Genomic DNA, 26,489 nt, shown 5'->3' on the forward strand with positions numbered 1-26,489 from the left:
ACGCCGGCCGACGGGGCGGGGGCGAGGCTGAGGGTCATGGTCATGGAGCCGTTCCGGTCTCTCGGGAGTGGACGCGCGCAAAAAGCCGAAGCCAAAACGCCTCAGACAAACAACGCGCGAAGATGATCGTTCAGGAACATCCCGCCGGGGTCGATCTCACGCCGGATTTTCTTGAAGGCGTCATAGCGCGGGTAGAGGCGCTCGAGCCGGGCCGGCGACATGAAGTGATGCTTGCCCCAGTGGGGACGCGCCTCGTAGCGATCGAGGATCTCGTCCATCTCCTTGAGCATGCCCCAGGTCCAATATTCGAGCGGTCCCGAGATGGACATGGCGTAGCCGTCGCGCTCGGCGTAGGCGCTGAGATAGCTGTCGTCGCCCTTCACCGCCCGGCATTCGATCGGATAGATCGCCTCGGGGTACTTCTGGAGCATGCGCTCCCGCACCTCGGCGAAAGCCTCTTCGAAGCGGCCGAACGGAACCGCGTATTCGATCTCCCGGAAATTCGGGATGTAGGGGTTCGGGTAGATGACGGAGCTGTGGTCGAACTGCTCGCCGGGTTGCAGCTCCGGCGCGGGCTCGTCGACCGGAACCGGGTTGTAGGTCCGCATGTGGCAGATGTCGTGGTCGCGCGTCGCGGTCGACGGCACCGCGCCGCCGGGCAGCACGTAGAGATCCGCGGACTCCTTTTTCGGCAGCCAGAAGAACCAGAACGTCCGGTTGTCGTCGAGCCGCTGGTGAAGGTTGCCGATCGTGTCCTCGACGTCCGTGTTCCAGGAGCGCTTGTGGATGTTGTAGGAGGGCACGGCCTGGATAGTGAGCGACACGATCAGGCCGAACATGCCGATCGACGCGCGGAACGCCTTGAACAGCTCGCCGTCCTTCTCCGCCGACAGGTCGAGGAAATCGCCGTCCGCGGTCACGATGCGGGCTGCGATCATCTGCGCGGACATGCACGGCAGCGTCTTTCCGGCGCCGTGGGTCGCCGTCATGATCGCGCCCGGCACGGCCTGCGTGTCGATGTCGCCCTGATTGTTGAGCGACATGCCCTGCGTGCGCAGATAGCGGCTGAGCTCGCCCACGCGGACGCCCGGCTGCACCGTGACCTGCAGCTTCGCCTTGTCGACCGAGACGATCTCGCGCATCGCGTCGAAATCGACATGGACGCCGGGCGTCGGCACGATCGCGGGGTTGGAGTGGCCGGCGCCGCTGCCGCGCAGCGGAAGCCCGAGCTTGCGGGCTTCGCGCACGATCGTCCGCACGTCCTCCTCGGACTTCGGGCGCGCCGTGTAGGTCGGGACGAAGTACTGCTCGCCGAACCAGTTGTACCAAAGCCTGCCCGGCTCGAGCAGTCCGCTGTCGGGGCTCAGCATGGTCAGGCTCCCACCGCATGCTTCAGCGACGGCGCCCCGGCTGAAAGCGCGGCGTTGACGCGGGGCATGACGTCGTTGGCGAGCAGCTCCATCGAACGGCGCATCGCCGCCTTGTCGGCCCAGTCGTGCGAGGTCATCATCAGCGTCTCGAACGGACCGACCTCCTCGCGGAGCGCGAGGATCTTGTTCGCGACCGTCTCGGGGCTGCCGAAGATCACGAAATTATCGCGCACCATCTCGTGGGTGATGCTCTCCGGCGGCGTGTCGGCGAAGGGCGCCAGCAGGCCGGCCGCGCCCATCCGGGCGTACACCTGGAACATGTAGTCGTAATACCAGTCGAAGGCGCCCCCCGGAGTCTTGACGACGGCGGCGGCCTCCTCGTCGGTCGGCGCGACGAAGATGCTGCGCGCCACCCGCCAGTCCGCCCCGTCCGGGGTCTTCCCGAGCTTGGCCATCTCGTCGCAGTAAGTCTCCCAGTGCGTCTTCACGACCCAGGAGGCCACGAAGTTGGCCGAGATCGGCATCAGGTCGCGCTGGGCGGCGACGCGGATCGAGTTCGAGTTGGGGCTGCTGACGGAGATGGCGAGCTTCGGGTGCGGCTTCTGCAGCGTCTTCGGCAGCGGACCGACGCCGAGGTCGGGCCAGATCGTGTTCTGGACGCTGACCTTCCAGAACTTGCCCTTGATGTCGTAGGGCGGGTCGGAGGCCCAGATCTGTTTCATGATGTCGAGGCTGTCGAGCATCATCGCCGTGCGATCGGCGTCGACAAGGTCGAACACCTCGAAATCCGAGCCGAGGCCGCCGGTGCCGATCCCGAGAATTAGCCGCCCCTTGGTGAGGTGGTCGAGCAGGGCGATATGCGAGGACAACTGCGCGGGGTGATAGATCGGCAGCGACACGACCCCTGTGCCGAGCTTGATGTTCTTGGTCTGGGCGGCCATGTGCGCCAGAAAAATCAGCGGCGACGAGATCTGCTCGATCTCGGAGGAATAATGTTCGCCGATCCACCCCTCCTCGAACCCAAGCTCATCGGCGAGCCTGAAGGCTTCGACATCTTCGTCGAGCGTGACCGGATAATCCCGGCCCATCGCGTGCATCGGCATCATGAACAGAGAAAGCTTCACCTTTTCCCCCTTTAATTTAGGCGGGTGGCCTTTGGGCGGAGCGGCGCAAGAGCCATGCCATGGCCAGGCTTTCCCGACCGGCGCGGCGGCCGATCTCCCGGTAAGTCGCGGCCTCGCGGCGCTTCTCGTCCCGAGCTCAGCCCGACGCCCCGCGCGCCGCCGCCTCCAAAATCTCAAAACAGCGACAGGCGCCGGCTCAGGCCCGAGACGTCGTCGGCCCGCGGCCGCGGAGTTCAGGGCGCAGGCGCTTGGCACGTCGCTTGCCGACAAAGCTCGCCAAGCGCGTCGCCGCCCGGTGAGGCCGCGCTTCAGGAGTTGACGATGATCGATCCCACTGAGTTCAAGCGCGGCATGCGCCGGCTCGCCGCCGGCGTGTCGGTGATCACGACGATCGAGGACGGCGCGCCGCAGGGCTTTGCGGCGACGGCGGTGACTTCGGTCGCAGCGGAGCCGTCGCCGACGCTGCTGATCTGCGTGAACCGCGCGGTGTCCTGCCACGACGCGATCGGGCGTTCCGGCGTGTTCTGCGTGAACCTGCTCGCGGAGGACGACGTCGAGGTCGCGCGGCTGTTCAGCGCCTCCGAGCACCGGCTCCGCCGCTTCACCGATTGCGAGTGGCGCACGCTCGGGACCGGCGCGCCTGCGCTCACCGCCGCGATCGCGAGCTTCGACTGCGCAGTCGCCGAGGCGGTCGCGGTCCATAGCCATACGGTGTTCATCGGGACCGTCGTCGGGCTGTCCCTGCGCGACGACGCCGCCTGGCCGCTGCTCTACGCCGACGGGCGTTTCGACGCGCTCCGCTCCGCCGCGACGCCGGCATGAAGGTCGTGGTGATCGGCGGCGGCGTGGTCGGCGTCGCCTCCGCGAGCTTCGCGCTCAGGGACGGGCACGAGGTGACGCTGCTGGAGCCCGGCGCGATCGCCGAGGGCGCGACCTTCGGCAACGCCGGCTGCCTGAACGCGTCGTCGGTCGTTCCGATGTCGGTGCCGGGCAACCTCGCCAAGGTTCCAGGCTGGCTGCTCGATCCGCTCGGACCGCTCTCGATCCGCTGGTCCTACGCGCCCAAGATCGCGCCGTGGCTGGTGAAGTTCCTTCGTGCGGGGACGCGTGAGCGCGTCACGGCGCAGGCGCAGGCGCTGCGCGGCCTGCTGCACGACAGCTACGGCTCCTACGCCGCGCTGGTGAAGAACGCCGGCGCCGAGACGCTGATGCGCCGGAACGGGCACCTCGTGGTCTATCGCTCGAAGGCCGATTTCGAGGGCGACGCGTTCGGCTGGAGCCTCAGGCGCGACAACGGGATCGCCTTCGACGTGCTGGAGCGCGACGCGCTGTGGCGTCAGGAGCCGAGCCTGTCGCGCGACTACGAGATCGGCGTGTTCATTCCCGGCAACGGCCACACGGTGAACCCGAACCGGCTGATCGCGACGCTCGCCGAGGCCTTCCTTCGCGACGGCGGAGCCGTCCGCCGCGAACGGGCGACGGGCTTCGACGTCGAGGGCGGCCGCCTGAAGGCGGTGCGCACCGAGAGCGGCGCGATCCCGGCGGACGCCGCGGTCGTCGCCGCCGGCGCCCATTCGAAGCCGCTCGCGACGGCGCTCGGCGACGACCTGCCGCTCGACACCGAGCGCGGCTATCACGTCGTGATCAAGGATCCAGAGGTCACGCCGCGCTCGTCGATCCTCGACGCGGCCGGCAAGTTCGTCGCGACGCCCATGGATGTGGGGCTGCGCTTCGCGGGGACGGTCGAGTTCGCCGGGCTCGAGGCCGCGCCGGACTGGCGGCGGGCCCGCATGCTGCTGACGCTCGGCAGGCGGCTGTTCCCGGCGCTGCGCGACGGCTATCCGGAGGACCGGCTGTCGCGGTGGATGGGCTTCCGGCCAAGCATGCCGGATTCGCTGCCGGTGATCGGCCGCGCCCGCGCCACGCGCGACGTGATCTACGCCTTCGGGCATGGCCATGTCGGGCTTGCGGCCGGCGCGCGGACCGGCGCTGTGGTCGCCGATCTTATCGCGGGCCGCCCGCCGTCGATCCCGATCGACGCCTTCGCCCCGACCCGCCGCTTCTGAGAGCCGGAACGGGTCCGCCGCGTCCCGCCACGTCCGCCGACGTCGAAAAAGCGTGGATTCCGTTCACGCCGGTCGTCCGCCGGCGGCCGCAGAACGGCGCCGAGCGGGGAGGCTGCGGCGTAAAGGTCGTTCTTTTTGCGGCGCGCTCCGGATATCAAGGAGCCGTCCGGAGAGGGCTGGAACCAGGGCGAAGAGGGATCGCTGCTGCGCGTGCGCAACCTCCGCTGTCAGTGATTGGAGAGGCTTTGGCGCGCGGGAACATCTTCGAGCAACCGGTCGACGTCCGACACAAGCAGCTCGTCCGGAAGACACGGATCGGCGCATTCACCTATCTGAACGGAGAAGTGACGCTCGATCGCTGTGACGTGGGCAGGTTCTGCTCGATCGCGCCGCGCGTCATCGCCGGACTCGCCGAACATCCCACCGATTTCCTCAGCACGCACATTTTCTCGCACGGAAACCGGGACCGCCGTTTCCGCGACGATCCGACCTTCGCCGCGATGAAGTCCCACGAGCCCTTCAGCTCCGGGCCGCTGAGGACCACGATCGGCAACGACGTGTGGATCGGCGCGGGGGCGATCATACGTCGTGGCGTGACAGTCGGAGACGGGGCGATCATCGCCGCCGGCGCGGTCGTCACGAAAGATGTGGCGCCATACGCGATCGTCGCCGGCGTGCCCGCGACGATGCGCCGGCTCAGGCTTGACGGGCAGACCGTTGAACGCCTGCTCAGGGTGAAATGGTGGAACTATCACCTCGATCGCCGGGTGATGAAGGACATTCCCTACTCCGACACCCGTCGTTTCCTCGATCGCCTCGAACAAGCGATAGCGCGCGGCGAGATCGAGCTCCTCGACGACGTTCTGAAGCGAAACGGCGGCGGCCTGGCGAACGCCTCCGATCGATCGGCGGAGCCGCCGGACGCTGACGGATAGCGGTCACAGGCCTCAGCCGTCCCGCTGCGCGTCTCCTTTCAATCAGATGTGATGGACCTCCGGTCGCGCATTCCTCCGGGCGCTTTAGTTGGCTCCGCGACGACGCCACGCTCCCGCCGCGCCGGCTGAAGGAGAGCCGCGGACGGGACCAACGAGGAAGCGCCCATGCTGACCCGCCGCGCCCTGCTCGCAGCAGCCGCCGCAACCACAGCCGTTCGGCCCTTCGACGCCTGGGCGGCGCCGGTCGAAGGAAACGTCATGGAGATCGAGACGCGCGCGATCCCGTCCACGGGCGAAAAGATTCCTGTGATCGGCATGGGCACGTCGGGCAGCTTCGAGGTCCAGCCGGGATCCTCTGAGGAGACGGCGCTTCGCGACGTCGTAAAGACGTTTTTCGCAGGCGGCGGGACCGTCATCGACACCGCGCCGACCTATTCGAACGCCGAGGACATCCTCGGCCCGATCCTCGCCGAGCAGAACCTGGGTTCGAGATGCTGGCTCGCGACCAAGCTGTCGGGCGTCCGAGGCCGCGACCACGGCCTCGATCAGTTCAACGGTTCGCTCAAATCGCTCCGGACCGACAAGGTCGAGCTGCTGCAGGTGCACAATCTCGGCGACGTCGCGACCCAGGCGGAGCTCGCCCGCGAGCTCAAGGCCGAGGGCAAGGCGCGCTATGTGGGCCTCACGCATTATCTCGAATCGGCCCATGATCGTCTGCTCGACGCCATGCGCGAGACCAGGCCCGACTTCATCCAGATCAACTATTCGGTCGGCGTGCGCGGCGCGGAAGACCGGCTGCTGCCCGCCGCGCGCGACATGGGCGTCGCGGTGATGATCAACCGCGCTTTCGAGGACGGAAAGCTGTTCGCCCGCGTCAAGGGGCGGGAGCTGCCGGGCTGGGCCGCCGAGGCCGGCGTCACCTCCTGGGCTCAGGCCTTCCTCAAATTCGCGCTCAGCCAGCCTGCGGTCACGGTCGTGATCCCGGCGACCGGCAAGCCCGAACGCCAGGCGGACAACCTCAAGGCCGGACGAGGACCGGCGCTCGACCAGGCGCAGCGAAAATCGCTGATCGAGATGCTGGGCTGACGCGTGGCCGCCGAAGCGGTCGCAGCCGAGCGAGGCGCCGCAGGGCGCGGACTCCGACGCGTCGTGGAGATCCGGCCGGGCGAAGGCGCGCTGATCGCGTGGGCGGGGCTCTACATCTTCGCCCTGATGACCGCCTATTACGTGCTGAGGCCGATACGCGACGCGATGGGCGTCGAGGGCGGGATCGAGAACCTGCCCTGGCTGTTCACGGCGACGCTGGTCGCGATGATCGCGCTGAACCCGTTCTACGCGGCGCTGGTCCGCGGGCTGCCGAGCCGGTCGCTGATCCCGGTCGTCTACCTGTTCTTCATCGCCAATCTCGGCCTGTTCGGCGCGGCGGCGCATGTCGCGAACCCTGAGCAGCTCGTCTGGGTCGGCCGCGCCTTCTTCATCTGGCTCTCGGTCTTCAACCTGTTCGTCGTCTCGGTGTTCTGGACGCTGATGGTCGACCTGTTCGACCCCGGCCAGGCCAAGCGGCTGTTCGGCTTCCTGTCCGCCGCCGCGACGCTTGGCGCCACGCTCGGCTCGACGATCGCAGCCACGCTCGCCAAGGCGCTCAGCACGGCGGCGATGATGACGGTCGCTGCGGCGCTGCTGCTGGTCGCGGTCGGGTGCGTCGCCCGCATCGTGCGGCTGGCGCGCGACATGCCGAGCAGGACCGCCGATCTCGAGCGCGAGACGATCGGGGGAGGGCTGTGGGCCGGGCTGACGCGGGTCGCGCGGTCGCCCTACCTCGTCAACATCGGCCTCTACATCCTGTTCTACACGGTCACCTCGACGTTTCTGTACTTCCAGCAGGCCGAGATCGCGAAGAACGCGTTCGCCGACCGCGGCGCTCGGACGGCGTTCTTCGCCTCCGTCGATCTCGCCGTGAACGTGCTCACGCTGTTCGTGCAGGTGTTCCTGACGAGCGGGATCCTCCGCCGCTTCGGCGTGGCGAAGGCCGCGGCCGCGCTCCCGCTGCTGACGCTGGTGGGCTTCGCCGTCCTCGCGATCGCGCCGACGATCGCCGCGATCGTCGTGTTCCAGGTGCTGCGCCGCGTCGGCAATTTCGGGCTTGCGAAGCCCACGCGGGAGCTGATGTTCACGGTGCTTCCGCGCGAGGACAAGTACAAGGCGAAGAACGTCGTCGACACCGTGGTCTACCGGCTTGGCGATCAGGTCGGCAGCTGGTCCTACGCGCTTCTCGCGGCCTTCGGACTCGGCGTCGCGGGGGTCGCGCTCGCCGCCTTGCCCGTAGCGGCGGCGTGGCTCGTCAACGGCTATTGGCTGGGCGCCCGGCAGGAGGCGATGGCCCATGCGGCGCGATCGACCGCGCCGGACCAGGCGCCGGAGAAGCGAACGTAAGGCCGGCGACGCCGCCCGCCGCGGCGGCTGCACGTTCGTCGCAGCTTACGGGAGATAGCCGAACAGCTCGTCCGCGCTCATCACGTGGCAGTAGATCATGTTCATGATCTCGAGCTCCGGCCGGCGCCTAAAGTAGGGGGGCGGTCAGGGATCGTCGGCGACCTCGCAGCGTTACACACCGTATTCGCTGGGAGGCTCGCGATGAAGAAAACAACGACATTCCTCGCTCTCTGCATGCTCGCCGCGGCGCCGGCCTCGGCGCAGTCGATCGGCGAGAAGACCGGCGCGAACTCCGTTCTCGGCATCACGCCCTCGACCGAAGACTTCGTGATGCAGGCCGCTCAGAGCGACAAATTCGAGATTCGGTCCAGCGAGTTGGCCGCAGCGAAAGGCGACGAGGCCACCAAGACCTTCGCCGCGCAGATGATCGACGCGCACAAGAAGACGACCGAGGAGCTCACGGCTCTGGTGGGGTCGGACGCGCCCAAGGTCAGTCTTCCGACCGACATGAGCAGCGGCCAGGTCAGCATGCTCGACGACCTCAAGGGCCGAAGCGGTGGCGACCTATCCGATCAGTATGTCGACGACCAGGTCAGCGCCCACAAGGACGCGGTCTCGCTGTTCCAGCGCTACGCCGACGGCGGCGACAACCCGAAGTTGAAGGCCTGGGCGGCGCAGACGCTGCCGGCCCTCCAACACCATCTCGAGATGGCTCAACAGCTCGACAAGTAAAAACAACCGTCAGGGAGACAGATCATGCGAATTCTTTCCGCCATCGTCATCGCCGCCGTCATGGGCGGCTCCGCGCTCGCCCAGACCACCCCGTCGACGAGCGACGCGCCCGCGGCCTCGGGACAGAACCCGCAGGCCGACCCGAAGCACTCCTCGCCCGGAGCGACCGGCGCGATGGAGAACAAGTCGTCGGGCGTCGCGACCAGCCCGCAGGAGGTGCAGGAGCAGTCGAAGGGAGCCGGCGAGGCAGGCAAGGGCACGACCTCGCCAGGCACTGTCGGCGCCGCTCCGGGCAGCGATTCCGAACAGCCCAAGCAGAAATAAGCGCTGGCTGCGGGGATCGGCGCGCCCGCCCGACGGCGGGCGCGCTGATCCCTGAGCCGGTTGATAAAGCCCGGGTGACGCGGAAGAGCCTACTGGCCCCTTCAGACCCGCTGCAGCGATTGAAAGTCCGCGTCGCAATAGATGAGGGGCGCAAGATCTGCGGACGACACATGGATCGCCCGCCCCACGAAGATCGTATGCGTGCCCTCGTCATAGTCGTTTTCAACCACGCATTCGACGTGGGCGGCGCAGCCGAGGAGCAGCGGGCAACCCGTCTCGCCCACCGCATGCGGCGCGGCCTCGAAGGTCTTCGCGTCTCCGCCGGCGAAATAGGTCGCCAGCCCCTCCTGTCCCTCGGCGAGGATGTTGAGCGCGAAGGCCTGTCCTTTGACGATCAGCGCGTGAGATGCGCTGGCGCGGTTCACCACGACGAGGGCCAGCGGCGGGTCGGCGCTCACGCTGCACACCGCAGTCGCCGTCATGCCGTTGACGCTCGCGCCGGACCTGCTCGTGACCACGGTCACTCCCGAAGCGAAACGGCGCATCGCGGCCTTGAAGGGGGCGGGGGCAACGCCCTCCGCGCGGTCCCGCAGGGGAGACAGGGTCGCCCTCATTCCCGGCCCCCCGCGAGGCCCAGCCGATCGCGCAGCGTTCCTTCGCCATAGGCCGCGGCGGCGCGTCCGCGCGCCTGAAGCAGCGGCACGACCTTGTCGACGAAATCGTCGAAGGTGTCGGGCAGAAAAGCGGGCGACACCACGAAGCCGTCGGCGGCGCCGCTGTCGACGATCGCGATCAGCTCGTCCGCGATGTCCTCGGCGGTTCCGACCAGCCGCGGGCACATCACGCCGCGGCCATAGATCCTGCCGGCTTCGGCGATCGTCATCGAGCCGTCGCCGGCGATCGAGCGCAGCGCGGCGAGGTTTCCCTGGCTGCCGGTGTCGGCGATCTCGTTGACGGCGGCGTCGAGCGGCAGGGCGCCGAAGTCGGCGTTGGCGTGGGCGGCCAGCGTCGAGAGGCCGACGCGCGGGTCGATCAGACTGTCGTGCAGGTCGCGCTTCGCCTCAGCCTCCGCCCGCGTCGCGCCCACGAAGGGCATGACGGCCATCATCACCTTGGCGGCGTCCGGCGCGCGGCCTGCGGCCTCGAGGGCGGCGCGGACATCCTTCGTGAAGGCGGCCATGCGGGTCATGTTCGGCTGCAGAGCGAAGATCACTTCCGTCCAGCGCGCCGCGAACGCCTTGCCGCGCCCGGACGAGCCCGCCTGAATGACGACCGGACGTCCCTGCGGGCTGTGCGGAATGTTGAGCGGGCCGCGTGACTGGAACCACTTTCCCCTGTGGTTGACGTAGTGGACCTTCGACGGATCCGCATAGACGCCGGCGGCGCGGTCGAGCACCAGCGCGTCGTCGTCCCAGCTGTCCCAGAGCTTGAACGCGACCTCCATGAACTCGTCGGCCCGGTCGTAGCGCTCGTCATGGCTGAGGTGCGGCACGTCGCCGAAGTTCAGCGCTTCGCCGTCATTCATCGAGGTGACGACGTTCCATGCGGCGCGCCCGCCTGAGATGTGGTCGAGCGTGGCGAACTCGCGCGCGACGTTGAACGGCGCGTCGTAGGTGGTGGACCGCGTCGCCCCGAGGCCGAGCCGCGACGTCACCGCCGCCATCGCGCCGAGGATGGGCAGGGGGTCCATGCGGGTGGCGTCCTGATCACCGAGCCGCAGGCCCATCTCGTGGCTGTCGCCATAGCGGTCGGCGATCGCGAGGCGGTCGGCGAAGAACACGAAGTCGAACACCCCCCGCTCGAGCGTCCGGGCGATGCCGGCGTAATGCGCGAGGCTGAGGAACGGCGTCTCATGCGCGGGATTGCGCCAGATCGCGTGGCTGTGGACCACGGGGCCTGCGACGAGAAAGCCGCAGAAATGCATCTGTTTCGGCTGGGTCATTGTCTGCCTTCGCGGCCTCGTCCGGGCGCGCGCCTCCCTTGGCGCGCGGCCGGCGGCCACGCGCTCCTAGATTCCGTTCAAAGCGTCTGGGTTCGTGCGGTCAGCTCACGACGCCGACCGGCGTGTTCTTCCCGCCCTTGATGAGCTGGACGTAGAAGGAGCGGTTGATCGAGTCGCCCTTCTCGTCGAAGTCGCAGGTGCAGCCCGCGCCGTTGAAATTGATCTTCTTGCCGTCGCGGATCATCTTCAGCGCTTTGACGACGTCGTCGACCTTCTCGCCGGGCGGGTTGCAGACCTCGCGGACCGACTTGGTCCAGACCGCCGCCTCCTGGGTCTTGGCGTGCTCCATCGCGAGCACCGTGATGCAGACCTGGTCCCAGGCGTTGCCGGCGAACAGGAAGACCGTCCCCTCCGGCGCGCCCATCTCCTTCACGAACCGGGCGTAGGACGGGCTGTCGATCGGCGGCGAGGGCTGCAGGTGGTAGATGCCCTCGGCGACCTCGGGGCCGACCGCCTGCAGGAACTTGCCCTCGGCGTCCGCCCCTGTGCCGAGCGACACCACCTTCGAGGTGAAGCCGCCACGGAAGATCTCTTTCGCGATCGAGACCATGTCGGTGAGCAGCGGCAGCACGAACACCGCGTCGGGCTCCGGCCCGAACGCCTTCTCGACCTCGGCGCGGTAGGACGCCTGGTCGGGATTGTACATCACGACGTCCATCACCTGCCCGCCGATCTTCGCCATCTCGGCCTTGAACGGCTCGACCATGGCGACGATGAACGGGTTCTGCTGCGCGAGCACCGTGACTTTCTTGGCCCCGATCTTCTCCATCACCTTGGCGCCGGCGGGCCCCCACTGGCTGCTCTTGGCCTGAAGCCGGTAGATCAGGCCCTTGGTGTCGCCCTCGGTGACGGCGTTCGCCGCGCAGGACAGCATCTGGACCTTGTTCGCCGCGAGAATGACCGGCTTCGCCGCGAGCGCCTCCGGGCTGCCCCAGAAGCCGCCGACGAGCTCGACCTTGTTGACCTCGAGCAGCTTCTTGCTGGCCGCGACGCTCGCGGTGGCGCTGGTTTCACTGTCTTCGATGAACAGCTTCACCTTCCGGCCGCCGAGGATGCCCCCCGCGCCGTTCACCTTGGCGACGACGAGGTCCGCCGCCTGTTTCATGGCGGGTCCATAGGAGCCGGTCGCGCCGGAGAACGGCAGCACCATGCCGAGCGGCACGTCCGCCGCGCCCTGCGCGAGCGCCGGCCTGCCGAACGCGGTCGCGAGCGGGAGCGCGCCGAGCCCCGCCACCACGGCGCGGCGGTTCACCACGAAGCTGTCAGTCATGGATGCATCCTCACTCGCTGGTTGCAGGCGTTGCGGCCGATCGGCCGTCGTCGGCAGGGGTTGAAAGATGACGACGCGGGGCGCGTCAGGACCTCGTGGTCCGGTCGGGGAGAACGTCGGAGGTGCGCCGGCGCGGCTCGGGCGCCAGCCCCTGTGGCCGGAGGATCAGAAGCAGCACGATGCCGACGCCGATCAGGCCGAGCCGGAGCGCCGAAAGCTGCACGCCGTCGATCACCGTGATGAAGTCCTTGAGAAAGCGCGTGCCCTCGAGCAGCGCCATGATCGAGCCCGCCCCGACCAGCAGGCCGACGTTCGAGCCGCGGCCGCCCGCGATCACGGCCATGAAAGCGTAGGCGGTGACGATCGGGGTGAACTGGCCGGGATCGATATAGGTGAGGTAGTAGGCGTGGAGCGCGCCTGCGATTCCCATCACCGCTCCGCCGACCGCGAACGCCCGCACCCGCAGAGCGAACACGTTCTTGCCGAGCGCGGAGGTCACGGTCGCGTCGTCGCGTATTGCGCGCAACGCCCGCCCGAAGGGGGAGCGCGCCATGCCTTCGAGCGTGACGAAGGCCAGCGCCACCAGCGCGACGGCGAAGACGAGAAACACGGCGTCGCCGCCGACCGCGTCGCCCAGCGCCGCGAACGGCCTCGGAATGTCCGCGATGCCGAGCGCGCCGTTCGTCAGCCAGGGCTCGTTCAGGATGACGAGCCGCACCACCTCCCCGAAGCCGATCGTGACGATCGCGAGATAGTTCTCCTCGAGCCGTATCGCGAGCAAGGCGAGGCCGGCGCTGAAGGCGGCCGACAGCGCGGCGGAGACCGCCATGGCCGGAAGCCAGCCGATTTCAGGGGCGAGCAGCGCGGCCGCATAGGCGCCGATCGCGACGAAGCCCACGACTCCGAAGTTCACCAGGCCGGCGAGGCCCCATTGCAGGTTCAGCGCAAGGCCGACCAGGGCCGCGACGCAGACCAGAATGGTGATGGTGATGAGATAGGCGATCATCGGCGCGCAGCTTTCGCCCCGAACAGGCCGTTCGCCCGGAACAGAAGCAGCGCGAGAATGACCGCGAAGCTCACGACCTGCCGGTAGTTGGTGGGAATGACGAGCGCCGACATCTCTTCCGCGACGCCGATGACGAGCGCGCCCGCGATGGCGCCGAGCGGCGAGCCCAGGCCGCCGAGGATCGCGGCCGCGAAGATCGGGATCTGGTAATTCCAGCCGATCAGCGGGTCGATGGCGCGGTCGAGGCCCGACAGGACGCCGGCGACGCCGAGCAGCGCCCCGACGAGCGCCCAGGTCAGCCGGGCGACCGTCCGTCGCTCGACGCCTCTGACCGCGGCAAGGGAAGCGTTGTCCGCCACGGCGCGCATCGCGCGGCCGAGCGGAGAAAAGCGCAGCAGCGCGTCGACCAGCACGAGGCAGACCAGGACGACCGCCGCGGTCGTGATCTGCTCCTGGTTGATCCTGATGCCCTGCCAGCGGATCGGCCGCGACGGCGCCACGTCGAAGCCTCGGCTGGCGTTGCCGAAGGCGAAGCGGCAGACGTTTTCGATGATGAGCGAGACGCCCATCGAGGCGACCAGCAGCGAGATCGAACCCCGTTCGCGCAACCGTTCGAAGACGAGCTGGTCGGAGGCGACGCCGGCGGCGGCGACCGTGACCGCCGCGATCGCGGCCGACGCCGACAGCGGCAGTCCGAGGCGCACGTTCGCGACCCAGGCGGCGTAGGCGCCAAGGGTGACCATCGAACCCACGGCGAAGTTCGCGAATTTCAGCACGCCGAAGATCAGGGTGAGGGCGAGCGCGGGCAGGGCGATCAGCAACCCGGTCACAAGCCCATTGAAGAAGAGCTGGACGGCCATCTCAGGCGACCTTCGCGAAGAACAGCTCGGCGAGATCGGAGGCGCCGACCTCGGCGGCGCGCGCGCGAAGGCTGATTTGGCCGGCGACCAGCACGACGGCCTCATCGGCGATCCTGAGCGCGGCCGCGACGTTCTGCTCGACGAGCAGCACCGTGACGCCGGCTTCGCGGACCCGGACGATCGCCTCCATCGTCTGGCCGACGATCTTGGGGCTGAGGCCGGCCGACGGCTCGTCGAGCAGCAGGACTTCGGGGTTGGCGAGCAGAGCGCTCGCAAAGGCGAGCATCTGCCGCTGGCCGCCCGAAAGATCGCCGGCGCGGGTGCGCAGCCGCGCCGCGATCTCGGGGAAGAGCTCGAGAACGCGCTGGCGCTGCTCTGGCCCGACGCCTGCGCGGCCGCGTAGGAATTCGGTCGCGAGCTTGAGGTTCTCGCCGATGGTCAGGCTCGGGAAGACGTTGGCTTCCTGCGGGACGTAAGCAAGGCCCGCCGCCACGCGCTTCGCCGGCGTCTCGGCCGTCACGTCGCGGCCGGTGACCATCACGTGGCCCGAGCGGACATCGAGCAGACCGGCGAGCGTCTTCACGAAGCTCGACTTGCCGGATCCGTTCGGACCGATCACCGCGAGTATCGTCTCCGGCGCCTGGTCGAGGTCGACGCCGCGAATGATGTCGCCGCCGCGGCCGTAGCCGGAGCGCAGGCTCCGCACCGAAAGCGCCTGGATATCGCCGCCGGTCACGCCGCCACTCCGAGATAGGCTTCGACGACGCGGCGGTCCTTGACGACGTCCCCGAACGTGCCGGAGACCAGCAGGCGACCCTCCGCCATGACATGGACATGGTCGCAGAGCTCGCCGACCAGATGCATGTCGTGCTCGACGAGGCCGAAGGAGACCCCTTCCGCGTTGAGCTCGCGCACGAGCCGGATCATCTCGAGCTTGAGAGGCGGGGAGACGCCCGCCCCCGGCTCGTCCAGCAGGATGAGCCTGGGCTCAAGCAGCAGCGCTCGGGCGAGGTCCAGCAGCTTCTTCTGGCCGCCCGACAGCCCGCCGGACTGCTGATCGGCGAGCTTGTAGAGGCCGACCCGCTCGAGCAACGCCTTCGCCTTCAGGGCGTTGGCGCTTTCCTCGGCCCACCATTTGCGGCGCCCGAACAGGCTTGCGACGACGCCCTCGCCGGATTGCCGGCGCGGGGCGAGCAACAGGTTCTCGAAAACCGTGAGACTGCCGAGTTCGCGCACGATCTGGAAGGTCCTGGCGACGCCGAGCGCGGCGAAGCGATGCGGGGCCGCGGCCGTGACGTCGCGGCCCGAAAGCAGGACGCGGCCCTCGTCGGGCCGGACGAGGCCCGTCATCACATTGAGCAGCGTGGTTTTCCCGGCGCCGTTGGGACCGATCAGGCCGGTGATGCGGCCGGTCTCCAGCGTCAGGCTGCAGCCGTCGAGCGCCGCCAGCCCTCCATATCGCTTCGCGACGCCGCGAACCTCAAGCAGCGAAAGGGCCGACCCGCTCGTCGACGGGCCGCTCATGCGGACAGGCCGCGGGCGGACGGCCGTCGCCGCCAGCCCACCAATTGTGCATGATTTGCCTTATCCATGAGCATAAGCTTAAAAACTCGACAGTATTCGTGCTGTTAAACATTCTAAAGGCCGCGCATTCCCCTAAGCAAATTTATATTGCTTTGCAAAAAGCAAAATAATATTTGGCTTATATGACGCGACCTCTTGAGATTGTGCTGCTGCGGACCTTCGTGCTGCTGATCGAGATGCGCAGCGTGACGCGCGTGGCGAGAAAGCTGCACCGCACGCAGCCCGCCGTGAGCCTGCAGATTCGAAGACTCGAGGAGGCGGCCGGTCAGCCGCTGTTCGAGAGCGATCTCCGGCGGCTCCGGCTGACGCCGCAGGGCGAAACGCTGCTGCCTTATGCGCGCGCGGTTCTGCGCATGCACGACGAGGCGCAGCTTCGGCTGGCCTCCGAGGAGATCGAGGGCCGCGTCACGCTCGGCTGCCCGGATCTCTACGCCGCGTTCCTGCTGCCGGAGACCCTGGCAAGCTTCCGCAAGGCCTATCCGCGCGTCGAAGTCTCCGTGCGATGCGCCTTGTCGCGCCAGATCGCCGCCGACATGGACGAGGGCCTCGTCGACGTGGCGATCGCGACGCGGATGCCGGGCGTCGGCCCGCGCACGGGAGACGCGGTGCGGCTCAAATCGGAAAAGCTCGTGTGGCTGGGCGCCGAAAACGGCGAAGCGCATCGGCGCGCGCCCGTGCCGCTCGCCATGCTGCCCGAGGGCAACCTCTACCGCGATCTCGCCCTCATGGCCCTGAACGAAGCGGGGGTCAGCTGGCGGATCGCCTGCGTCTCCGAGAGCATCGCCGGACTTCAGGCGATGGCGCTCGCGGACGCCGCCGTGATCGTGCTGTCGGCTTCCGTTCACGCGACCGGGCTGGTCCGCCTCGGTCAGGAATCCGGGCTGCCGCCGCTCCCCAATATCGACATCATGCTTTGGCGGCGTCTCAACGGTCTGTCGCAGGCGGCCGAGCAGTTCGCCCGCCACATCACCCTCGGCGTCGCCGAACTGGCGCCCCGGCTGGAGGCCCGCGACGGACCAGCCGGATTTCCGAGCGCCCCCGCGGACTGATCCGAGGGGGCGCGCGGACCAGACATGAAGAACGCATCCAAGATCGTCCTCGCCGCCGCTCTCGCCGTCGGCCTCGCCGGTCCCGTTCTGGCCGACCCGGCCGGCCCGGGCTGGATCAGCATCGAGCAGGCGGCCCGGAAGGCCAAGGACGCCGTCTACACCGAGATCTCGAAGATCGAGGCCGACGACGGTCGCTGGGAAGGCGCGGGCGTCAAGAACGGCCAGACGCTCGAGTTCCACATCGACGCGAAGACCGGCGCGATCTCGAACGAGCACGCGGACGACTGATGTCCCGGTCGTGTCCCGGTCCCCGGGGCCGGGACACGACGCTCATCCGGCCCTGAACTCGGGCGGGAGCGCCGCGCGCAGCTCCTGCAGCCAGGCGTCCGCGACGGAATCCGACGGCGCCCGCCAGTCCCCTCGGGGCGAGAGGCTGCCGCCGGAGGAGATCTTGGGGCCGTTGGGGATGGCGCTGCGCTTGAACTGGCTGGTCTGGAAGAAGCGCACCAGGAAGGTCTCGAGCCAGCGCACGATCGTCGCGAGGTCGTAGGCGTTCTTAGCCTCGTCGGGGAAATGCGCCGGCCACAGCCCGACCGACGCGTCGCTCCACGCGCGCCATGCGAGGAACGCCGTCTTCGACGGCGGCAGGCCGTAGCGCAAGGTGTGGAACAGGAAGAAGTCGTGCAGCTCGTAAGGTCCGACGCGCGCCTGCGTGCTCTGGATCGCGCCGGTCTCGTCGGCCGGCACCAGCTCCGGCGAAATCTCGGTGTCGAGGATCGCGGAGAGCACGGCGCTCGCCTCGGCGCCGACCTGCGCGGTGCGGACGGTCCAGCGGATCAGATACTGGATCAGCGTCTTCGGCAGGCCGGCGTTGACGGCGTAGTGGCTCATCTGGTCGCCGACGCCGTAGGTGCACCAGCCGAGCGCGAGCTCCGACAGGTCGCCGGTGCCGACGACGAAGCCGCCATGCTGGTTCGCCAGCCGGAACAGGTAGTCGGTGCGAAGCCCGGCCTGCACGTTCTCGAAGGTGACGTCGTAGACCTTCTGGCCCGTCGCGAACGGGTGCCCCATGTCGGCGAGCATCTGGTTCGCGGCCGGGCGGATGTCGATTTCTTCCGCCGATACGCCGAGCGCGCGCATCAGGGCCCAGGCGTTCGCCTTGGTCTCGTCGCCGGTGGCGAAGCCCGGCATGGTGTAGCCGAGGATCGTCGTGCGCGGCAGGCCGAGCAGGTCGCAGGCTTTCGCCGCGACGATCAGCGCCTGCGTCGAGTCGAGGCCGCCCGAAACGCCGATCACCATGTGGCGGCCGCGTGTCGCCTCGAAGCGCTTCACCAGCGCGTGGACCTGGATGTTGAAGGCCTCGTAGCAGTCCTGGTCGAGCCGCGCGGCGACGTCCGGGACATAGGGGAAGCGGCGGAGCGCGCGCCTGAGGCCGACGTCGCCGCCGCTCGGGCCATGCTCGAAATCGACGCGGCGGAAGGCGGTCTCCGGGTGGCCGCTCGCCGCCGCCGCGTCGTTGAAGGTCTGGACGCGCGCGCGCTCGAGCCGGATGCGCTGCACGTCGACGTCGGCCACGATCAGCTGCGCGGCGCGCGCGAACCGCTCGGACTGCGCCAGCGCCTCGCCCATCTCGTGGATCGCGCCCTGTCCGTCCCAGGAGAGGTCGGTGGTGCTCTCTCCGTCGCCGGCCGCCGAATAGGCGTAGGCCGCGATGCAGCGCATCGACTGCGAGGCGCAGAGCAGCGTGCGGTCGTCGGCCTTGCCGATCGTGATGTTGGAGGCCGACAGATTGCAGAGGATCAGCGCGCCGGCGAGCGCGCCCAGCGTCGAAGGCGGGGTGGGCGCCCAGACGTCTTCGCAGATCTCGACGTGGAAGATGAAGTCCGGCAGGTCGAGAGCGCAGAAGATCAGGTCGGTCCCGAACGGCGCGACCTGTCCCGCGACCCTCATGTCGAGGCCATGGAGGCCGACGCCCGAGGCGAACCAGCGCTTCTCGTAATATTCGCGGTAGTTCGGCAGGAAGCTCTTCGGCACGACGCCGAGAATCCGCCCCCGGGCGATCACGACCGCGCAGTTGTAGACGCGTCCGTTGCGGCGGAGCGGCGCTCCGACGAGCAGCGCGGTCGCAAGCGTCGCGGAGCGTTCGGCGATCTCGCCGATGGCGCGCTCGACCTCGGCGAGCAGCGCGTCCTGCAGATGCAGGTCGTCGATCGCGTAGGACGACAGGTTGAGCTCGGGATAGATCAGGAGGTCGACGGCCTCGGCCGACGCCTGCTCGGCGAGCGCGATCGCGGCGGCCGCGTTGCGCGCGGGGTCGGCCACGAAGACGCCGGGCGTCGCGACGCCGACGCGGACGAAGCCGTGGGCGTGGATGGAGGCGAAGTCTGGCGATCCGGCCGTCAAGGCGAGCCCTTCATCTGTCGCGCGCAGGTTCTTTAGCCGCGCTTCGTTTCCGTCGCGATAATCGGTGATTAGCATATCGGCGTTTCCGTGCGGTTTCGCCATAACGGACGCCCGCCGTCCGATCGCCCGAGAGGACCGATGCCCTTCATCGACCTGAACTCAGACCTAGGCGAAGGCTTCGGCGATTACGTCTGCGGCGACGACGAGGCGATGCTGCGGCTCGTCACCTCCGCGAACGTCGCCTGCGGCATGCACGCGGGCGACCCCGAGATCATGGCGCGGACCTTTCGTCTGGCGCGCGAGCGGGGGGTCGCGGTCGGGGCCCATCCCGGCTTCCCCGACCGCATCGGCTTCGGGCGGCGGCGCATCCCGTTCTCGGCCGGCGAGATCGAGCGGCTGGTCGCCTACCAGATCGGCGCGGCGGCGGCGCTCGCGGCCTATGCCGGCCACGCCGTCACCTACGTGAAGGCGCACGGCGCGCTCGCGAACGTCGCCTGCGAGGAGCCTGCTGTGGCCGACGCGGTGGCGCGGGCGATCAAGGCGGTCGACCCCGCGCTGGCGCTGCTCGCCATCGCGCTGACGGAGCAGGTGAAGGCCGGCGAGGCGGCGGGTCTCGCCGTCCATCAGGAAATCTACGCCGACCGCGGCTACACCGACGGCGGCGCGCTGATCGCCCGCGGCCAGCCCGGCGCGCTGATCGAGGACGCTGAAGCGGCCGCGTCGCGCGCGCTCGCGATGGTGGAGGAGGGCGCGATCATCGCCCGGTCGGGCGCGCGGCTCGAAACCCCGATCCGCTCGATCTGCGTGCACGGCGACAGCCCGCATGCGGTTGCCGTCGCGGAGCTGGTGCGGGAGCGGCTGGAAGCTGCAGGCGTCGCGCTCAAGCCCTTCGCCGCGCGATGACCGAAGCGCCGCGTTTCCTCGACGCCGGCGAGGCGGCGCTGGTCGTCGAGTTCGGCGAAATCGTCGATCCCGCGATCAGCGACCGGGTGCTCGCGCTCGACGCGGCGCTATCCGCTGACCCGCCCGACGGACTGCTGGAGCTCGTCCCGACCTACCGCTCGCTGATGATCCATTACGATCCGCTGGTGATCGACCGCGAGGCGCTGGTGGCGCGTGCGGGCGAAGCGGCGGCGAGAGCATCTGACGGCGCCCGCCCCAGCGTCCGCGCCTGGCTGATGCCGTGCTGCTACGATGCGGAGCTCGCGGAGGATTTGGGCGAGGTCGCGGAGGCGCTTGGTCTCCCGGCCGAGGAGGTGGTCACGCGGCACGCCGGCGCCGACTACCGTGTCGCCATGTACGGCTTCGCGCCCGGCTTCGCCTATCTCGGCGGCTTGCCGGAGACCCTCGCCGTTCCGCGCCGCCGGACGCCGCGACCGCCGCATCCGACCGGCGCGGTGATGGTCGGCGGCGGGCTCGCGGCCATAGCGACCTTTCCGATGCCGACCGGCTGGCACGTCGTCGGCCGCACGCCGGAACGGCTCTATGCGCCGGAGCGCGCCGAGGCGTTCCTGCTCGCGCCCGGCGATGCGCTGCGTTTCGAGCCGGTCGACGTCGCGACGTTCCGCGCGCTGGAGCGGCGCGCCGCGACCGGGGAGATCGTCGCGCAGGCTGCGTCGGCATGAGCGCGCTCCGCGTGCTGTCCGCCGGACCCGGCGTCACGGCGCAGGATGGCGGCCGGCGCGGCTACCTGCGCTTCGGCGTCACCGCGGCGGGGCCGATGGACCGGCTCGCGCATGCGGTCGCGAACCTCGCCGTAGGCAACCCGGCAGGGGCCGCGGCGATCGAAGTCTCGCTCGGCGGCGTCGAGGCGACGGCGGAGAGCGGTCCGCTGACGGTCGCCGTCGCCGGCGGCGCCTTCGCCGTGACGCTCGACGGCCGGCCGCTGCCTCCGGCTGTCAGGCTCACGCTCGAGCCCGGAACGGCGCTGAAGCTTCGCGCCGGCGCCGCCGGCGCCTGGTGCTACCTCGCCGTGGCCGGTGGTTTCGACCTCCCCGACGTGCTCGGCTCCAGCGCGACCCATACCCGTTCGGGCCTCGGCGGCTTTGAAGGCAGGGGGCTGAGGTCGGGCGATCTGCTTCAGGTCGCGGCCGGCCGTCAGGCCCGACAGGAGCCTGGCGCCATCGTCGCGCCGCTGCTGGAGCGCCGGCCGGATGTGATCCGCGTCGTGATGGGACCGCAGGACGATTACTTCGCGGACGACCAGGTCGCGGCGTTTCTCGCCGGCCCCTGGAAAGTCTCCGCGCGTTCGGACCGAATGGCCACCTTCCTCGACGGCCCGACGATCGCGCATGCGAAGGGTCACGACATCGTTTCCGACGGCGTCGCGATGGGCGCAATCCAGATCCCGGGCGATGGTCGGCCGATCGTGCTGATGGCCGACCGCCAGCCGACCGGCGGCTACCCCAAGATCGCCACCGTCATCGGCCCGGACCTCGGCCGGCTGGCCCAGGTCCGGGCGGGGACGGCGTTCCGCTTCCGCGCGATCTCCATCGTCGAGGCCGTCGCAGCCCGGCGTGACGAGGCCGCGCTGCTCACCCGCGGGATCGCGTTCGAGCCGGTCATCCGCCGCGAGCTGTCCTCGGAGTTCCTCCTCGGCCTCAACCTGATCGACGGCGTGACCGGCGACAGGCCGGGCGACTGAGCGTTCCGCTTGGCGTCGGCGGGTCATACCAGAGTGGCGCCCTGATATGGCCTTCTGGACGGAGGATTGCTCTCGACGGAAACCGGTCGCGGGACTATATCGATCGGTATGAAATTTTAGGATCGCCGGGAGATGGGCAGGCACAAGGAGTTCGACGTCGACGAAGCGCTGTGTGCGGCGCTTCAGGTGTTCTGGCGTCAGGGCTACGAAGGCGCGTCGCTGACCGAGCTCACGGAGGCGATGGGCATCACCCGTCCGAGCCTCTATGCGACCTACGGCAACAAGGAAGATCTGTTCCGCAAGGTGCTCGACCGATACGAGCAGAACCACCTCTGCTTCGTGGCGCATGCGCTTGAGGAGCCCACCGCCCGCGCGACGATCGAAAGACTTCTCAAGGGCTATGCCGACGTCCTGACGAACCCGATGCATCCGCCGGGTTGTCTCGGCGTGAACAGCACGGTCGGCTGCGGCGGCGAAGGCAACGCCATACGGCAGGAACTGATCGCGCGCCGCTCGCTCAGCGAGGACACGCTCCGCCAGCGGCTTGATCGCGCCGCGCAGGACGGCGAGCTGTCGTCCGGCGAAAGCCCGGCCGACTGGGCGCGCTATGTGATGGCGGTCGGTCTCGGCATGGCGATGAAGGCCGCCTCCGGCGCGACGCGGGACGAGCTCTATAAGGTCGCCGACCTCGCGCTGCGCGCCCTGCCTGTGCGCGAAACCGCCGAAGTCTGAAGGCGTCAGGTGACGCCCTTGTCAAGCCACGCCCGGATCGCGTCGTTCACCCGCGACTGCCAGCCCGGCCCGCTCTCCCTGAGCTTCGCGACGATGTCGTCGTCGAGCCGTATCGAGATCGCCGCCTTCGTCCGCTGCGGCCCCCGCTGCCTGCGGATGCTTTCCGCAAGCTCCGGGAAGACCTCGGCGAAGGGCTTGGCCTGGGCGATTTCTTCGGCCGTCCATTCCGGATTGTCCGAGACGTCGTCCCAATCTTCCTTCGTGTAGCCCTGTCCGGAGACGAAGCCGTTCTGCGCCCTAGCCATTGAGGAGCCTCCTCTCTTGTGCGCTCGCGCGCCGCATGCTGATGATCGAGAGCGCTTCGATGCCGAGCGAACGGAACACCACGGCGATCGGTGCGCCATCTTTCAAACCGAGGGCCCGCCATCTTTCCGAGTGGCCAGGCTCGAAGATCGCGCTCTCGAAGAACGCCAGCGTCAGGTCCGCGAAGTCGAGCGCGTGCTTTTCAAGGTTCGCCTGCCGCTTCGGCTCGTCCCAGACGATCAGCATCCAACCTGTATATACAGGTTTTCAGCGAAATGTTCGAGAGCCATAACGTGACGGCCGCCGGATGGGGAATCCGGCGGCCGTCGTCGTCAGGAACTGCGAAGGGCGTGGGGACGCTTTCCGTCTCGCAGTTCCTAACCCAGGGACAGCTTGGTTTCGGAGCCGTGCGCGGCGGGGCCCGCGCCCGGCGCTATCGGAGCGTGGTTCCCAGAACCCTTGAGCTTGCGTCCGCCAGCCAGCGTCCTGATGACGACATAGAAAACCGGCGTCAGGAACAGGCCGAAAGCGGTGACGCCGATCATCCCGGAGAACACCGCGACGCCCATCGCGGCGCGCATTTCCGAGCCTGCGCCGACCGAGGTGACGAGCGGCAGAACGCCCATGATGAAGGCGAGCGACGTCATCAGGATCGGCCTCAGTCGGAGGCGGCTGGCCTCGACCGCGGCCTCGAGCGGCGTCCGTCCCGCCAGCTCGAGCTCTCGCGCGAACTCGACGATCAGGATGGCGTTCTTCGCCGACAGGCCGACCAGCACGATCAGGCCGATCTGCGTGAACACGTTGGTGTCGCCGCCGGACAGCCAGACGCCGGTCAGCGCCGCCAGAATGCCCATCGGCACGATCAGGATGATCGCGATCGGCAGGGTCAGGCTCTCGTACTGGGCGGCGAGCACCAGGAAGACCAGCAGGATCGCGACCGGGAAGACGATGATCCCCGAATTGCCGGCGATGATCTCCTGATAGGTCAGCTCGGTCCACTCGTAGGAGATGCCCTTCGGCAGCGTCTCAGCCGCGATCCGCGCGACCGCCGCCTGCGCCTGACCGGTCGAGAAGCCTGGCGCGGCGCCGCCGTTCACGTCAGCCGACAGGAAGCCGTTGTAGCGCATGGCGCGCTCCGGGCCGGCGCTGGGCTTCACCGTCATCAGCGCGGACAGCGGGATCATGTCGCCGGAGTTCGAGCGCACCTTGAGGAAGCCGACGTCGTCGGCATGCGCGCGATACTTTGAATCCGCCTGGACCCTGACGGAATAGGTGCGGCCGAACTTGTTGAAGTCGTTGACGTAGAGCGAGCCGAAATAGATCTGCAGCGTGTTGAACACCTCCGAGATCGGCACGCCGAGCTGGCGGGCCTTGGTCCGGTCGATGTCGGCGAACAGCTGCGGCACGTTCACCTGGAACGAGGAGAACAGGCCGGCGAGCTCGGGCGCCGTATTGGCTTTCGCGAGGAAAGCCTTGGTCGCCTGGTCGAGCGCGTCGTAGCCGAGGCCGGCCTTGTCCTCGATCTCCAGCTTGAAGCCGCCGATGGTGCCGAGGCCCTGCACGGGCGGCGGCGGGAACATCGCGATCACGGCTTCCTGGATGGCGCCGAACTGCTGGTTGAGGCTCATCGCGATCGCAGCCGCGCTCAGGCTCGGGTCGCGCCGCTCCTCGAACTCGTTCAGCGTCACGAAGACGATGCCCGAGTTCGACGAGTTGGTGAAACCGTTGATGGACAGGCCCGGGAAGGCGACGGCGCTCTTCACGCCCGGCGTCTTCAGCGCGATCTCGCCCATGCGGCGGATCACGTCCTCCGTTCGGTCGAGCGTCGCGGCGTCGGGCAACTGCGCGAAGCCGACGAGGTACTGCTTGTCCTGCGCCGGCACGAAGCCGCCGGGAATGACGCGGAACAACTGGCCCGTGGCCGCGATCAGCCCGGCGTAGACGACGAGCATGACGACCTTGTGCCCGATCGCCCGGGTCACCCCTTTGCCGTAGACCCGCGAGCCCCAGCTGAAGCCCTTGTTGAACCGGCGGAAGAACCAGCCGAGCAGCACGTCGAGCACGCGCGTCAGCCGATCCTTCGGCGCGTCGTGGCCCTTCAGAAGCAGAGCCGCGAGCGCCGGCGACAGCGTCAGCGAATTGATCGCCGAGATCACGGTCGAGATCGCGATCGTCAGCGCGAACTGCTTGTAGAACTGGCCGGTGAGGCCCGTGATGAAGGCGAGCGGCACGAACACCGCGATCAGCACCAGCGCGATCGCGACGATCGGGCCGGACACCTCCTGCATCGCCTTCAGCGCGGCCTCGCGGGGGGGAAGGCCGTCCTCGATGTTGCGCTCGACGTTCTCGACCACGACGATCGCGTCGTCGACGACGATGCCGATCGCGAGCACGAGACCGAACAGGCTGAGCGCGTTGATCGAGAATCCGAAGATATGCATCACCGCAAAGGTGCCGACGATCGACACCGGCACCGCGATCAGCGGGATGATCGACGCCCGCCACGTCTGCAGGAACAGGATGACGACGAGCACCACCAGGGCGACCGCCTCGAGCAGGGTGTGGATCACCGCCTCGATCGAGGACCGCACGAACTGCGTGGTGTCGTAGACGATGGAGTAGTCCACGCCGTCAGGCATGTTCGCCTTGATGTCGCGCATCTCGGCCTGCACGCGGTCGGCGATGTCGATCGCGTTCGAGCCCGGCGCCTGGAACACGGGGACGGCCACGGCGGACTTGTTGTCGAGCAGTGAGCGCAGCGCGTAGTCGGCGGCCCCCATCTCGATGCGGGCGACGTCGCGCAGCCGCACGACCTCGCCGTTTGCGCCCGACTTCACGATGATGTCGCCGAACTCCTCCTCGCTCTGGAGTCGTCCCTGCGCGTTCACCGACAGCTGGAGGTCGACGCCGGCCGGCGAGGGCGAGCCGCCGATGATGCCGGCGGCCGCCTGCACGTTCTGGGCCTGGATTTCGTTCACGACGTCGGATGCGGACAGGCCGTGCTCGGCCACCTTCTGCGGGTCGAGCCAGACGCGCATGGAGTAGTCGCCGGAGCCGAACAGCTGCACCTGGCCGACGCCCGGGATGCGCGCCAGCCGGTCCTTGACGTTCAGCACCGCGTAATTGCGCAGATACGTCATGTCGTAGCGACCATTCGGCGAGGTGAGATGCACCACCAGCGTCAGGTCGGGCGAGGTTTTGATGGTGGTGATGCCGAGCTGGCGCACTTCCGCCGGCAGCCGCGGCTCAGCCTGGGCGACGCGGTTCTGGACCAGCTGCTGCGCCTTGTCGGGATCGGTGCCGAGCGCGAACGTCACCGTCAGCGTCATCACGCCGTCGGTCGTCGCCTGGCTCGACATGTAGAGCATGCCCTCGACGCCGTTGATCTGCTCCTCGATCGGCGTCGCGGTGGTCTCGGAGATCACCTTCGGATTGGCGCCGGGATAGGTGGCGCGCACCACGATCTGCGGCGGCACGACGTCGGGATATTCCGAGATCGGCATCGAGCGCAGCGACAACAGGCCCGCAAGGAAGATCACGGTCGACAGAACGCCCGCGAACACCGGCCGGTCTATGAAGAACTTGGAGATGTTCATGGCTCGATTCTGCCGTCGTCCCGAGCGCGGAGAGCCGGGATCGTTGGAAGTTTTCA

The 26,489-nt window shown here is 68.5% G+C and carries 26 protein-coding genes; 13 read left to right on the forward strand and 13 right to left on the reverse strand.

The genetic code is table 11. The features are described 5' to 3' along the window. Positions 1-101: 101 nt before the first annotated feature. On the reverse strand, positions 102-1,370 hold the full coding sequence (locus tag PKE75_RS16590) for a D-arabinono-1,4-lactone oxidase (RefSeq protein ID WP_271169862.1): 1,269 nt from the start codon (positions 1,368-1,370) through the stop codon (positions 102-104). Positions 1,371-1,372: 2 nt separating this feature from the next. Beyond that, a complete protein-coding gene (locus PKE75_RS16595) occupies positions 1,373-2,494 on the reverse strand; it encodes an LLM class flavin-dependent oxidoreductase (RefSeq protein ID WP_271169863.1) in 1,122 nt (373 codons plus the stop codon). Positions 2,495-2,815: 321 nt separating this feature from the next. On the opposite strand from PKE75_RS16595, the gene PKE75_RS16600 reads away from it, so the two are divergent. The 7 genes from PKE75_RS16600 (at position 2,816) to PKE75_RS16630 (ending at position 8,984) form a co-directional block, all read left to right on the forward strand. Continuing rightward, positions 2,816-3,316: a flavin reductase family protein gene (locus tag PKE75_RS16600; protein ID WP_271169864.1), complete on the forward strand. Its 501-nt coding sequence runs from the start codon at positions 2,816-2,818 to the stop codon at positions 3,314-3,316. Then, positions 3,313-4,560, forward strand: a complete 1,248-nt coding sequence (locus tag PKE75_RS16605; RefSeq protein ID WP_271169865.1) for an NAD(P)/FAD-dependent oxidoreductase — start codon at positions 3,313-3,315, stop codon at positions 4,558-4,560. The genes PKE75_RS16600 and PKE75_RS16605 overlap by 4 nt, the downstream gene beginning before the upstream one ends. A gap of 245 nt (positions 4,561-4,805) precedes the next feature. Continuing rightward, a complete protein-coding gene (locus PKE75_RS16610) occupies positions 4,806-5,495 on the forward strand; it encodes a CatB-related O-acetyltransferase (protein ID WP_271169866.1) in 690 nt (229 codons plus the stop codon). A 165-nt stretch (positions 5,496-5,660) separates the two neighbouring features. Next, positions 5,661-6,581 (forward strand): aldo/keto reductase, encoded by a 921-nt coding sequence (locus tag PKE75_RS16615; RefSeq protein WP_271169867.1) that lies wholly within the window; start codon positions 5,661-5,663, stop codon positions 6,579-6,581. A gap of 3 nt (positions 6,582-6,584) precedes the next feature. After that, positions 6,585-7,928, forward strand: coding sequence for an NTP/NDP exchange transporter (locus PKE75_RS16620; protein WP_271169868.1), 1,344 nt, complete (start codon positions 6,585-6,587; stop codon positions 7,926-7,928). A gap of 201 nt (positions 7,929-8,129) precedes the next feature. After that, positions 8,130-8,660 carry a DUF4142 domain-containing protein gene (locus PKE75_RS16625; protein ID WP_271169869.1) on the forward strand — a complete coding sequence of 177 codons (531 nt, stop codon included), beginning with the start codon at positions 8,130-8,132 and terminating at the stop codon, positions 8,658-8,660. A 24-nt stretch (positions 8,661-8,684) separates the two neighbouring features. Continuing rightward, the gene (locus tag PKE75_RS16630) at positions 8,685-8,984 is read left to right on the forward strand and encodes a hypothetical protein (protein ID WP_271169870.1); all 300 of its coding nucleotides are present in this window, start codon (positions 8,685-8,687) and stop codon (positions 8,982-8,984) included. Between the two features lie 101 nt (positions 8,985-9,085). Here PKE75_RS16630 and PKE75_RS16635 read toward each other — a convergent pair whose 3' ends face one another. The 7 genes from PKE75_RS16635 to PKE75_RS16665 form a co-directional block, all read right to left on the reverse strand. Next, on the reverse strand, positions 9,086-9,598 hold the full coding sequence (locus PKE75_RS16635) for a flavin reductase family protein (RefSeq protein ID WP_309298825.1): 513 nt from the start codon (positions 9,596-9,598) through the stop codon (positions 9,086-9,088). Then, entirely contained in the window at positions 9,595-10,926 is a 1,332-nt protein-coding gene (locus tag PKE75_RS16640; RefSeq protein WP_271169872.1) for an LLM class flavin-dependent oxidoreductase, read from the reverse strand. The genes PKE75_RS16635 and PKE75_RS16640 overlap by 4 nt, the downstream gene beginning before the upstream one ends. Positions 10,927-11,026: 100 nt before the next feature. Further along, positions 11,027-12,256, reverse strand: a complete 1,230-nt coding sequence (locus tag PKE75_RS16645) for an ABC transporter substrate-binding protein (protein ID WP_271169873.1) — start codon at positions 12,254-12,256, stop codon at positions 11,027-11,029. Positions 12,257-12,341: 85 nt separating this feature from the next. Further along, complete coding sequence (locus PKE75_RS16650) at positions 12,342-13,262, reverse strand: branched-chain amino acid ABC transporter permease (protein WP_271169874.1); 921 nt, start codon at positions 13,260-13,262, stop codon at positions 12,342-12,344. Next, positions 13,259-14,122, reverse strand: a complete 864-nt coding sequence (locus PKE75_RS16655; RefSeq protein ID WP_271169875.1) for a branched-chain amino acid ABC transporter permease — start codon at positions 14,120-14,122, stop codon at positions 13,259-13,261. Before PKE75_RS16655 ends, PKE75_RS16650 begins: the two co-directional genes overlap by 4 nt. Before the next feature lies 1 nt (position 14,123). Then, positions 14,124-14,858 carry an ABC transporter ATP-binding protein gene (locus PKE75_RS16660; RefSeq protein ID WP_271169876.1) on the reverse strand — a complete coding sequence of 245 codons (735 nt, stop codon included), beginning with the start codon at positions 14,856-14,858 and terminating at the stop codon, positions 14,124-14,126. Beyond that, the gene (locus PKE75_RS16665) at positions 14,855-15,646 is read right to left on the reverse strand and encodes an ABC transporter ATP-binding protein (protein ID WP_271169877.1); all 792 of its coding nucleotides are present in this window, start codon (positions 15,644-15,646) and stop codon (positions 14,855-14,857) included. The genes PKE75_RS16660 and PKE75_RS16665 overlap by 4 nt, the downstream gene beginning before the upstream one ends. Positions 15,647-15,828: 182 nt before the next feature. On the opposite strand from PKE75_RS16665, the gene PKE75_RS16670 reads away from it, so the two are divergent. After that, complete coding sequence (locus tag PKE75_RS16670; RefSeq protein ID WP_271169878.1) at positions 15,829-16,755, forward strand: LysR substrate-binding domain-containing protein; 927 nt, start codon at positions 15,829-15,831, stop codon at positions 16,753-16,755. 24 nt (positions 16,756-16,779) lie between these two features. Next, the gene (locus PKE75_RS16675; RefSeq protein WP_271169879.1) at positions 16,780-17,043 is read left to right on the forward strand and encodes a PepSY domain-containing protein; all 264 of its coding nucleotides are present in this window, start codon (positions 16,780-16,782) and stop codon (positions 17,041-17,043) included. A 42-nt stretch (positions 17,044-17,085) separates the two neighbouring features. Here the strand turns inward: PKE75_RS16675 and PKE75_RS16680 are convergent, their stop codons facing one another. Further along, complete coding sequence (locus tag PKE75_RS16680; protein WP_271169880.1) at positions 17,086-19,233, reverse strand: NAD(+) synthase; 2,148 nt, start codon at positions 19,231-19,233, stop codon at positions 17,086-17,088. Between the two features lie 63 nt (positions 19,234-19,296). Here PKE75_RS16680 and PKE75_RS16685 point away from each other — a divergent pair, with 63 nt between their 5' ends. The 4 genes from PKE75_RS16685 (at position 19,297) to PKE75_RS16700 (ending at position 22,534) form a co-directional block, all read left to right on the forward strand. Beyond that, entirely contained in the window at positions 19,297-20,061 is a 765-nt protein-coding gene (locus PKE75_RS16685) for a 5-oxoprolinase subunit PxpA (RefSeq protein WP_271169881.1), read from the forward strand. After that, positions 20,058-20,783 carry a 5-oxoprolinase subunit B family protein gene (locus PKE75_RS16690; protein ID WP_271169882.1) on the forward strand — a complete coding sequence of 242 codons (726 nt, stop codon included), beginning with the start codon at positions 20,058-20,060 and terminating at the stop codon, positions 20,781-20,783. The genes PKE75_RS16685 and PKE75_RS16690 overlap by 4 nt, the downstream gene beginning before the upstream one ends. Beyond that, on the forward strand, positions 20,780-21,802 hold the full coding sequence (locus tag PKE75_RS16695; protein WP_271169883.1) for a 5-oxoprolinase subunit C family protein: 1,023 nt from the start codon (positions 20,780-20,782) through the stop codon (positions 21,800-21,802). The genes PKE75_RS16690 and PKE75_RS16695 overlap by 4 nt, the downstream gene beginning before the upstream one ends. 132 nt (positions 21,803-21,934) lie before the next feature. Then, positions 21,935-22,534 carry a TetR/AcrR family transcriptional regulator gene (locus PKE75_RS16700; protein ID WP_271169884.1) on the forward strand — a complete coding sequence of 200 codons (600 nt, stop codon included), beginning with the start codon at positions 21,935-21,937 and terminating at the stop codon, positions 22,532-22,534. 5 nt (positions 22,535-22,539) lie between these two features. Here the strand turns inward: PKE75_RS16700 and PKE75_RS16705 are convergent, their stop codons facing one another. The 3 genes from PKE75_RS16705 to PKE75_RS16715 form a co-directional block, all read right to left on the reverse strand. After that, on the reverse strand, positions 22,540-22,839 hold the full coding sequence (locus tag PKE75_RS16705; protein ID WP_271169885.1) for a BrnA antitoxin family protein: 300 nt from the start codon (positions 22,837-22,839) through the stop codon (positions 22,540-22,542). Beyond that, a complete protein-coding gene (locus tag PKE75_RS16710) occupies positions 22,832-23,083 on the reverse strand; it encodes a BrnT family toxin (RefSeq protein ID WP_271169886.1) in 252 nt (83 codons plus the stop codon). The genes PKE75_RS16705 and PKE75_RS16710 overlap by 8 nt, the downstream gene beginning before the upstream one ends. A 131-nt stretch (positions 23,084-23,214) precedes the next feature. Continuing rightward, entirely contained in the window at positions 23,215-26,433 is a 3,219-nt protein-coding gene (locus tag PKE75_RS16715; protein ID WP_271169887.1) for an efflux RND transporter permease subunit, read from the reverse strand. Positions 26,434-26,489 lie beyond the last annotated feature (56 nt).

Source organism: Hansschlegelia plantiphila (genome assembly GCF_027922265.1).
In the GTDB taxonomy this organism is placed as follows: Bacteria; Pseudomonadota; Alphaproteobacteria; order Rhizobiales; family Methylopilaceae; genus Methylopila; species Methylopila plantiphila.

Bases quoted from the DNA above. Each gene is read 5' to 3' on its own strand.
- PKE75_RS16590 (WP_271169862.1), bottom strand. From the start codon at position 1,370: ATGCTGAGCCCCGACAGCGGACTGCTCGAGCCGGGCAGGCTTTGGTAC.
- PKE75_RS16600 (WP_271169864.1), top strand. From the start codon at position 2,816: ATGATCGATCCCACTGAGTTCAAGCGCGGCATGCGCCGGCTCGCCGCC.
- PKE75_RS16605 (WP_271169865.1), top strand. From the start codon at position 3,313: ATGAAGGTCGTGGTGATCGGCGGCGGCGTGGTCGGCGTCGCCTCCGCG.
- PKE75_RS16615 (WP_271169867.1), top strand. From the start codon at position 5,661: ATGCTGACCCGCCGCGCCCTGCTCGCAGCAGCCGCCGCAACCACAGCC.
- PKE75_RS16625 (WP_271169869.1), top strand. From the start codon at position 8,130: ATGAAGAAAACAACGACATTCCTCGCTCTCTGCATGCTCGCCGCGGCG.
- PKE75_RS16630 (WP_271169870.1), top strand. From the start codon at position 8,685: ATGCGAATTCTTTCCGCCATCGTCATCGCCGCCGTCATGGGCGGCTCC.
- PKE75_RS16635 (WP_309298825.1), bottom strand. From the start codon at position 9,598: ATGAGGGCGACCCTGTCTCCCCTGCGGGACCGCGCGGAGGGCGTTGCC.
- PKE75_RS16640 (WP_271169872.1), bottom strand. From the start codon at position 10,926: ATGACCCAGCCGAAACAGATGCATTTCTGCGGCTTTCTCGTCGCAGGC.
- PKE75_RS16645 (WP_271169873.1), bottom strand. From the start codon at position 12,256: ATGACTGACAGCTTCGTGGTGAACCGCCGCGCCGTGGTGGCGGGGCTC.
- PKE75_RS16650 (WP_271169874.1), bottom strand. From the start codon at position 13,262: ATGATCGCCTATCTCATCACCATCACCATTCTGGTCTGCGTCGCGGCC.
- PKE75_RS16655 (WP_271169875.1), bottom strand. From the start codon at position 14,122: ATGGCCGTCCAGCTCTTCTTCAATGGGCTTGTGACCGGGTTGCTGATC.
- PKE75_RS16665 (WP_271169877.1), bottom strand. From the start codon at position 15,646: ATGAGCGGCCCGTCGACGAGCGGGTCGGCCCTTTCGCTGCTTGAGGTT.
- PKE75_RS16670 (WP_271169878.1), top strand. From the start codon at position 15,829: ATGACGCGACCTCTTGAGATTGTGCTGCTGCGGACCTTCGTGCTGCTG.
- PKE75_RS16675 (WP_271169879.1), top strand. From the start codon at position 16,780: ATGAAGAACGCATCCAAGATCGTCCTCGCCGCCGCTCTCGCCGTCGGC.
- PKE75_RS16680 (WP_271169880.1), bottom strand. From the start codon at position 19,233: ATGCTAATCACCGATTATCGCGACGGAAACGAAGCGCGGCTAAAGAAC.
- PKE75_RS16685 (WP_271169881.1), top strand. From the start codon at position 19,297: ATGCCCTTCATCGACCTGAACTCAGACCTAGGCGAAGGCTTCGGCGAT.
- PKE75_RS16690 (WP_271169882.1), top strand. From the start codon at position 20,058: ATGACCGAAGCGCCGCGTTTCCTCGACGCCGGCGAGGCGGCGCTGGTC.
- PKE75_RS16695 (WP_271169883.1), top strand. From the start codon at position 20,780: ATGAGCGCGCTCCGCGTGCTGTCCGCCGGACCCGGCGTCACGGCGCAG.
- PKE75_RS16700 (WP_271169884.1), top strand. From the start codon at position 21,935: ATGGGCAGGCACAAGGAGTTCGACGTCGACGAAGCGCTGTGTGCGGCG.
- PKE75_RS16705 (WP_271169885.1), bottom strand. From the start codon at position 22,839: ATGGCTAGGGCGCAGAACGGCTTCGTCTCCGGACAGGGCTACACGAAG.
- PKE75_RS16710 (WP_271169886.1), bottom strand. From the start codon at position 23,083: ATGCTGATCGTCTGGGACGAGCCGAAGCGGCAGGCGAACCTTGAAAAG.
- PKE75_RS16715 (WP_271169887.1), bottom strand. From the start codon at position 26,433: ATGAACATCTCCAAGTTCTTCATAGACCGGCCGGTGTTCGCGGGCGTT.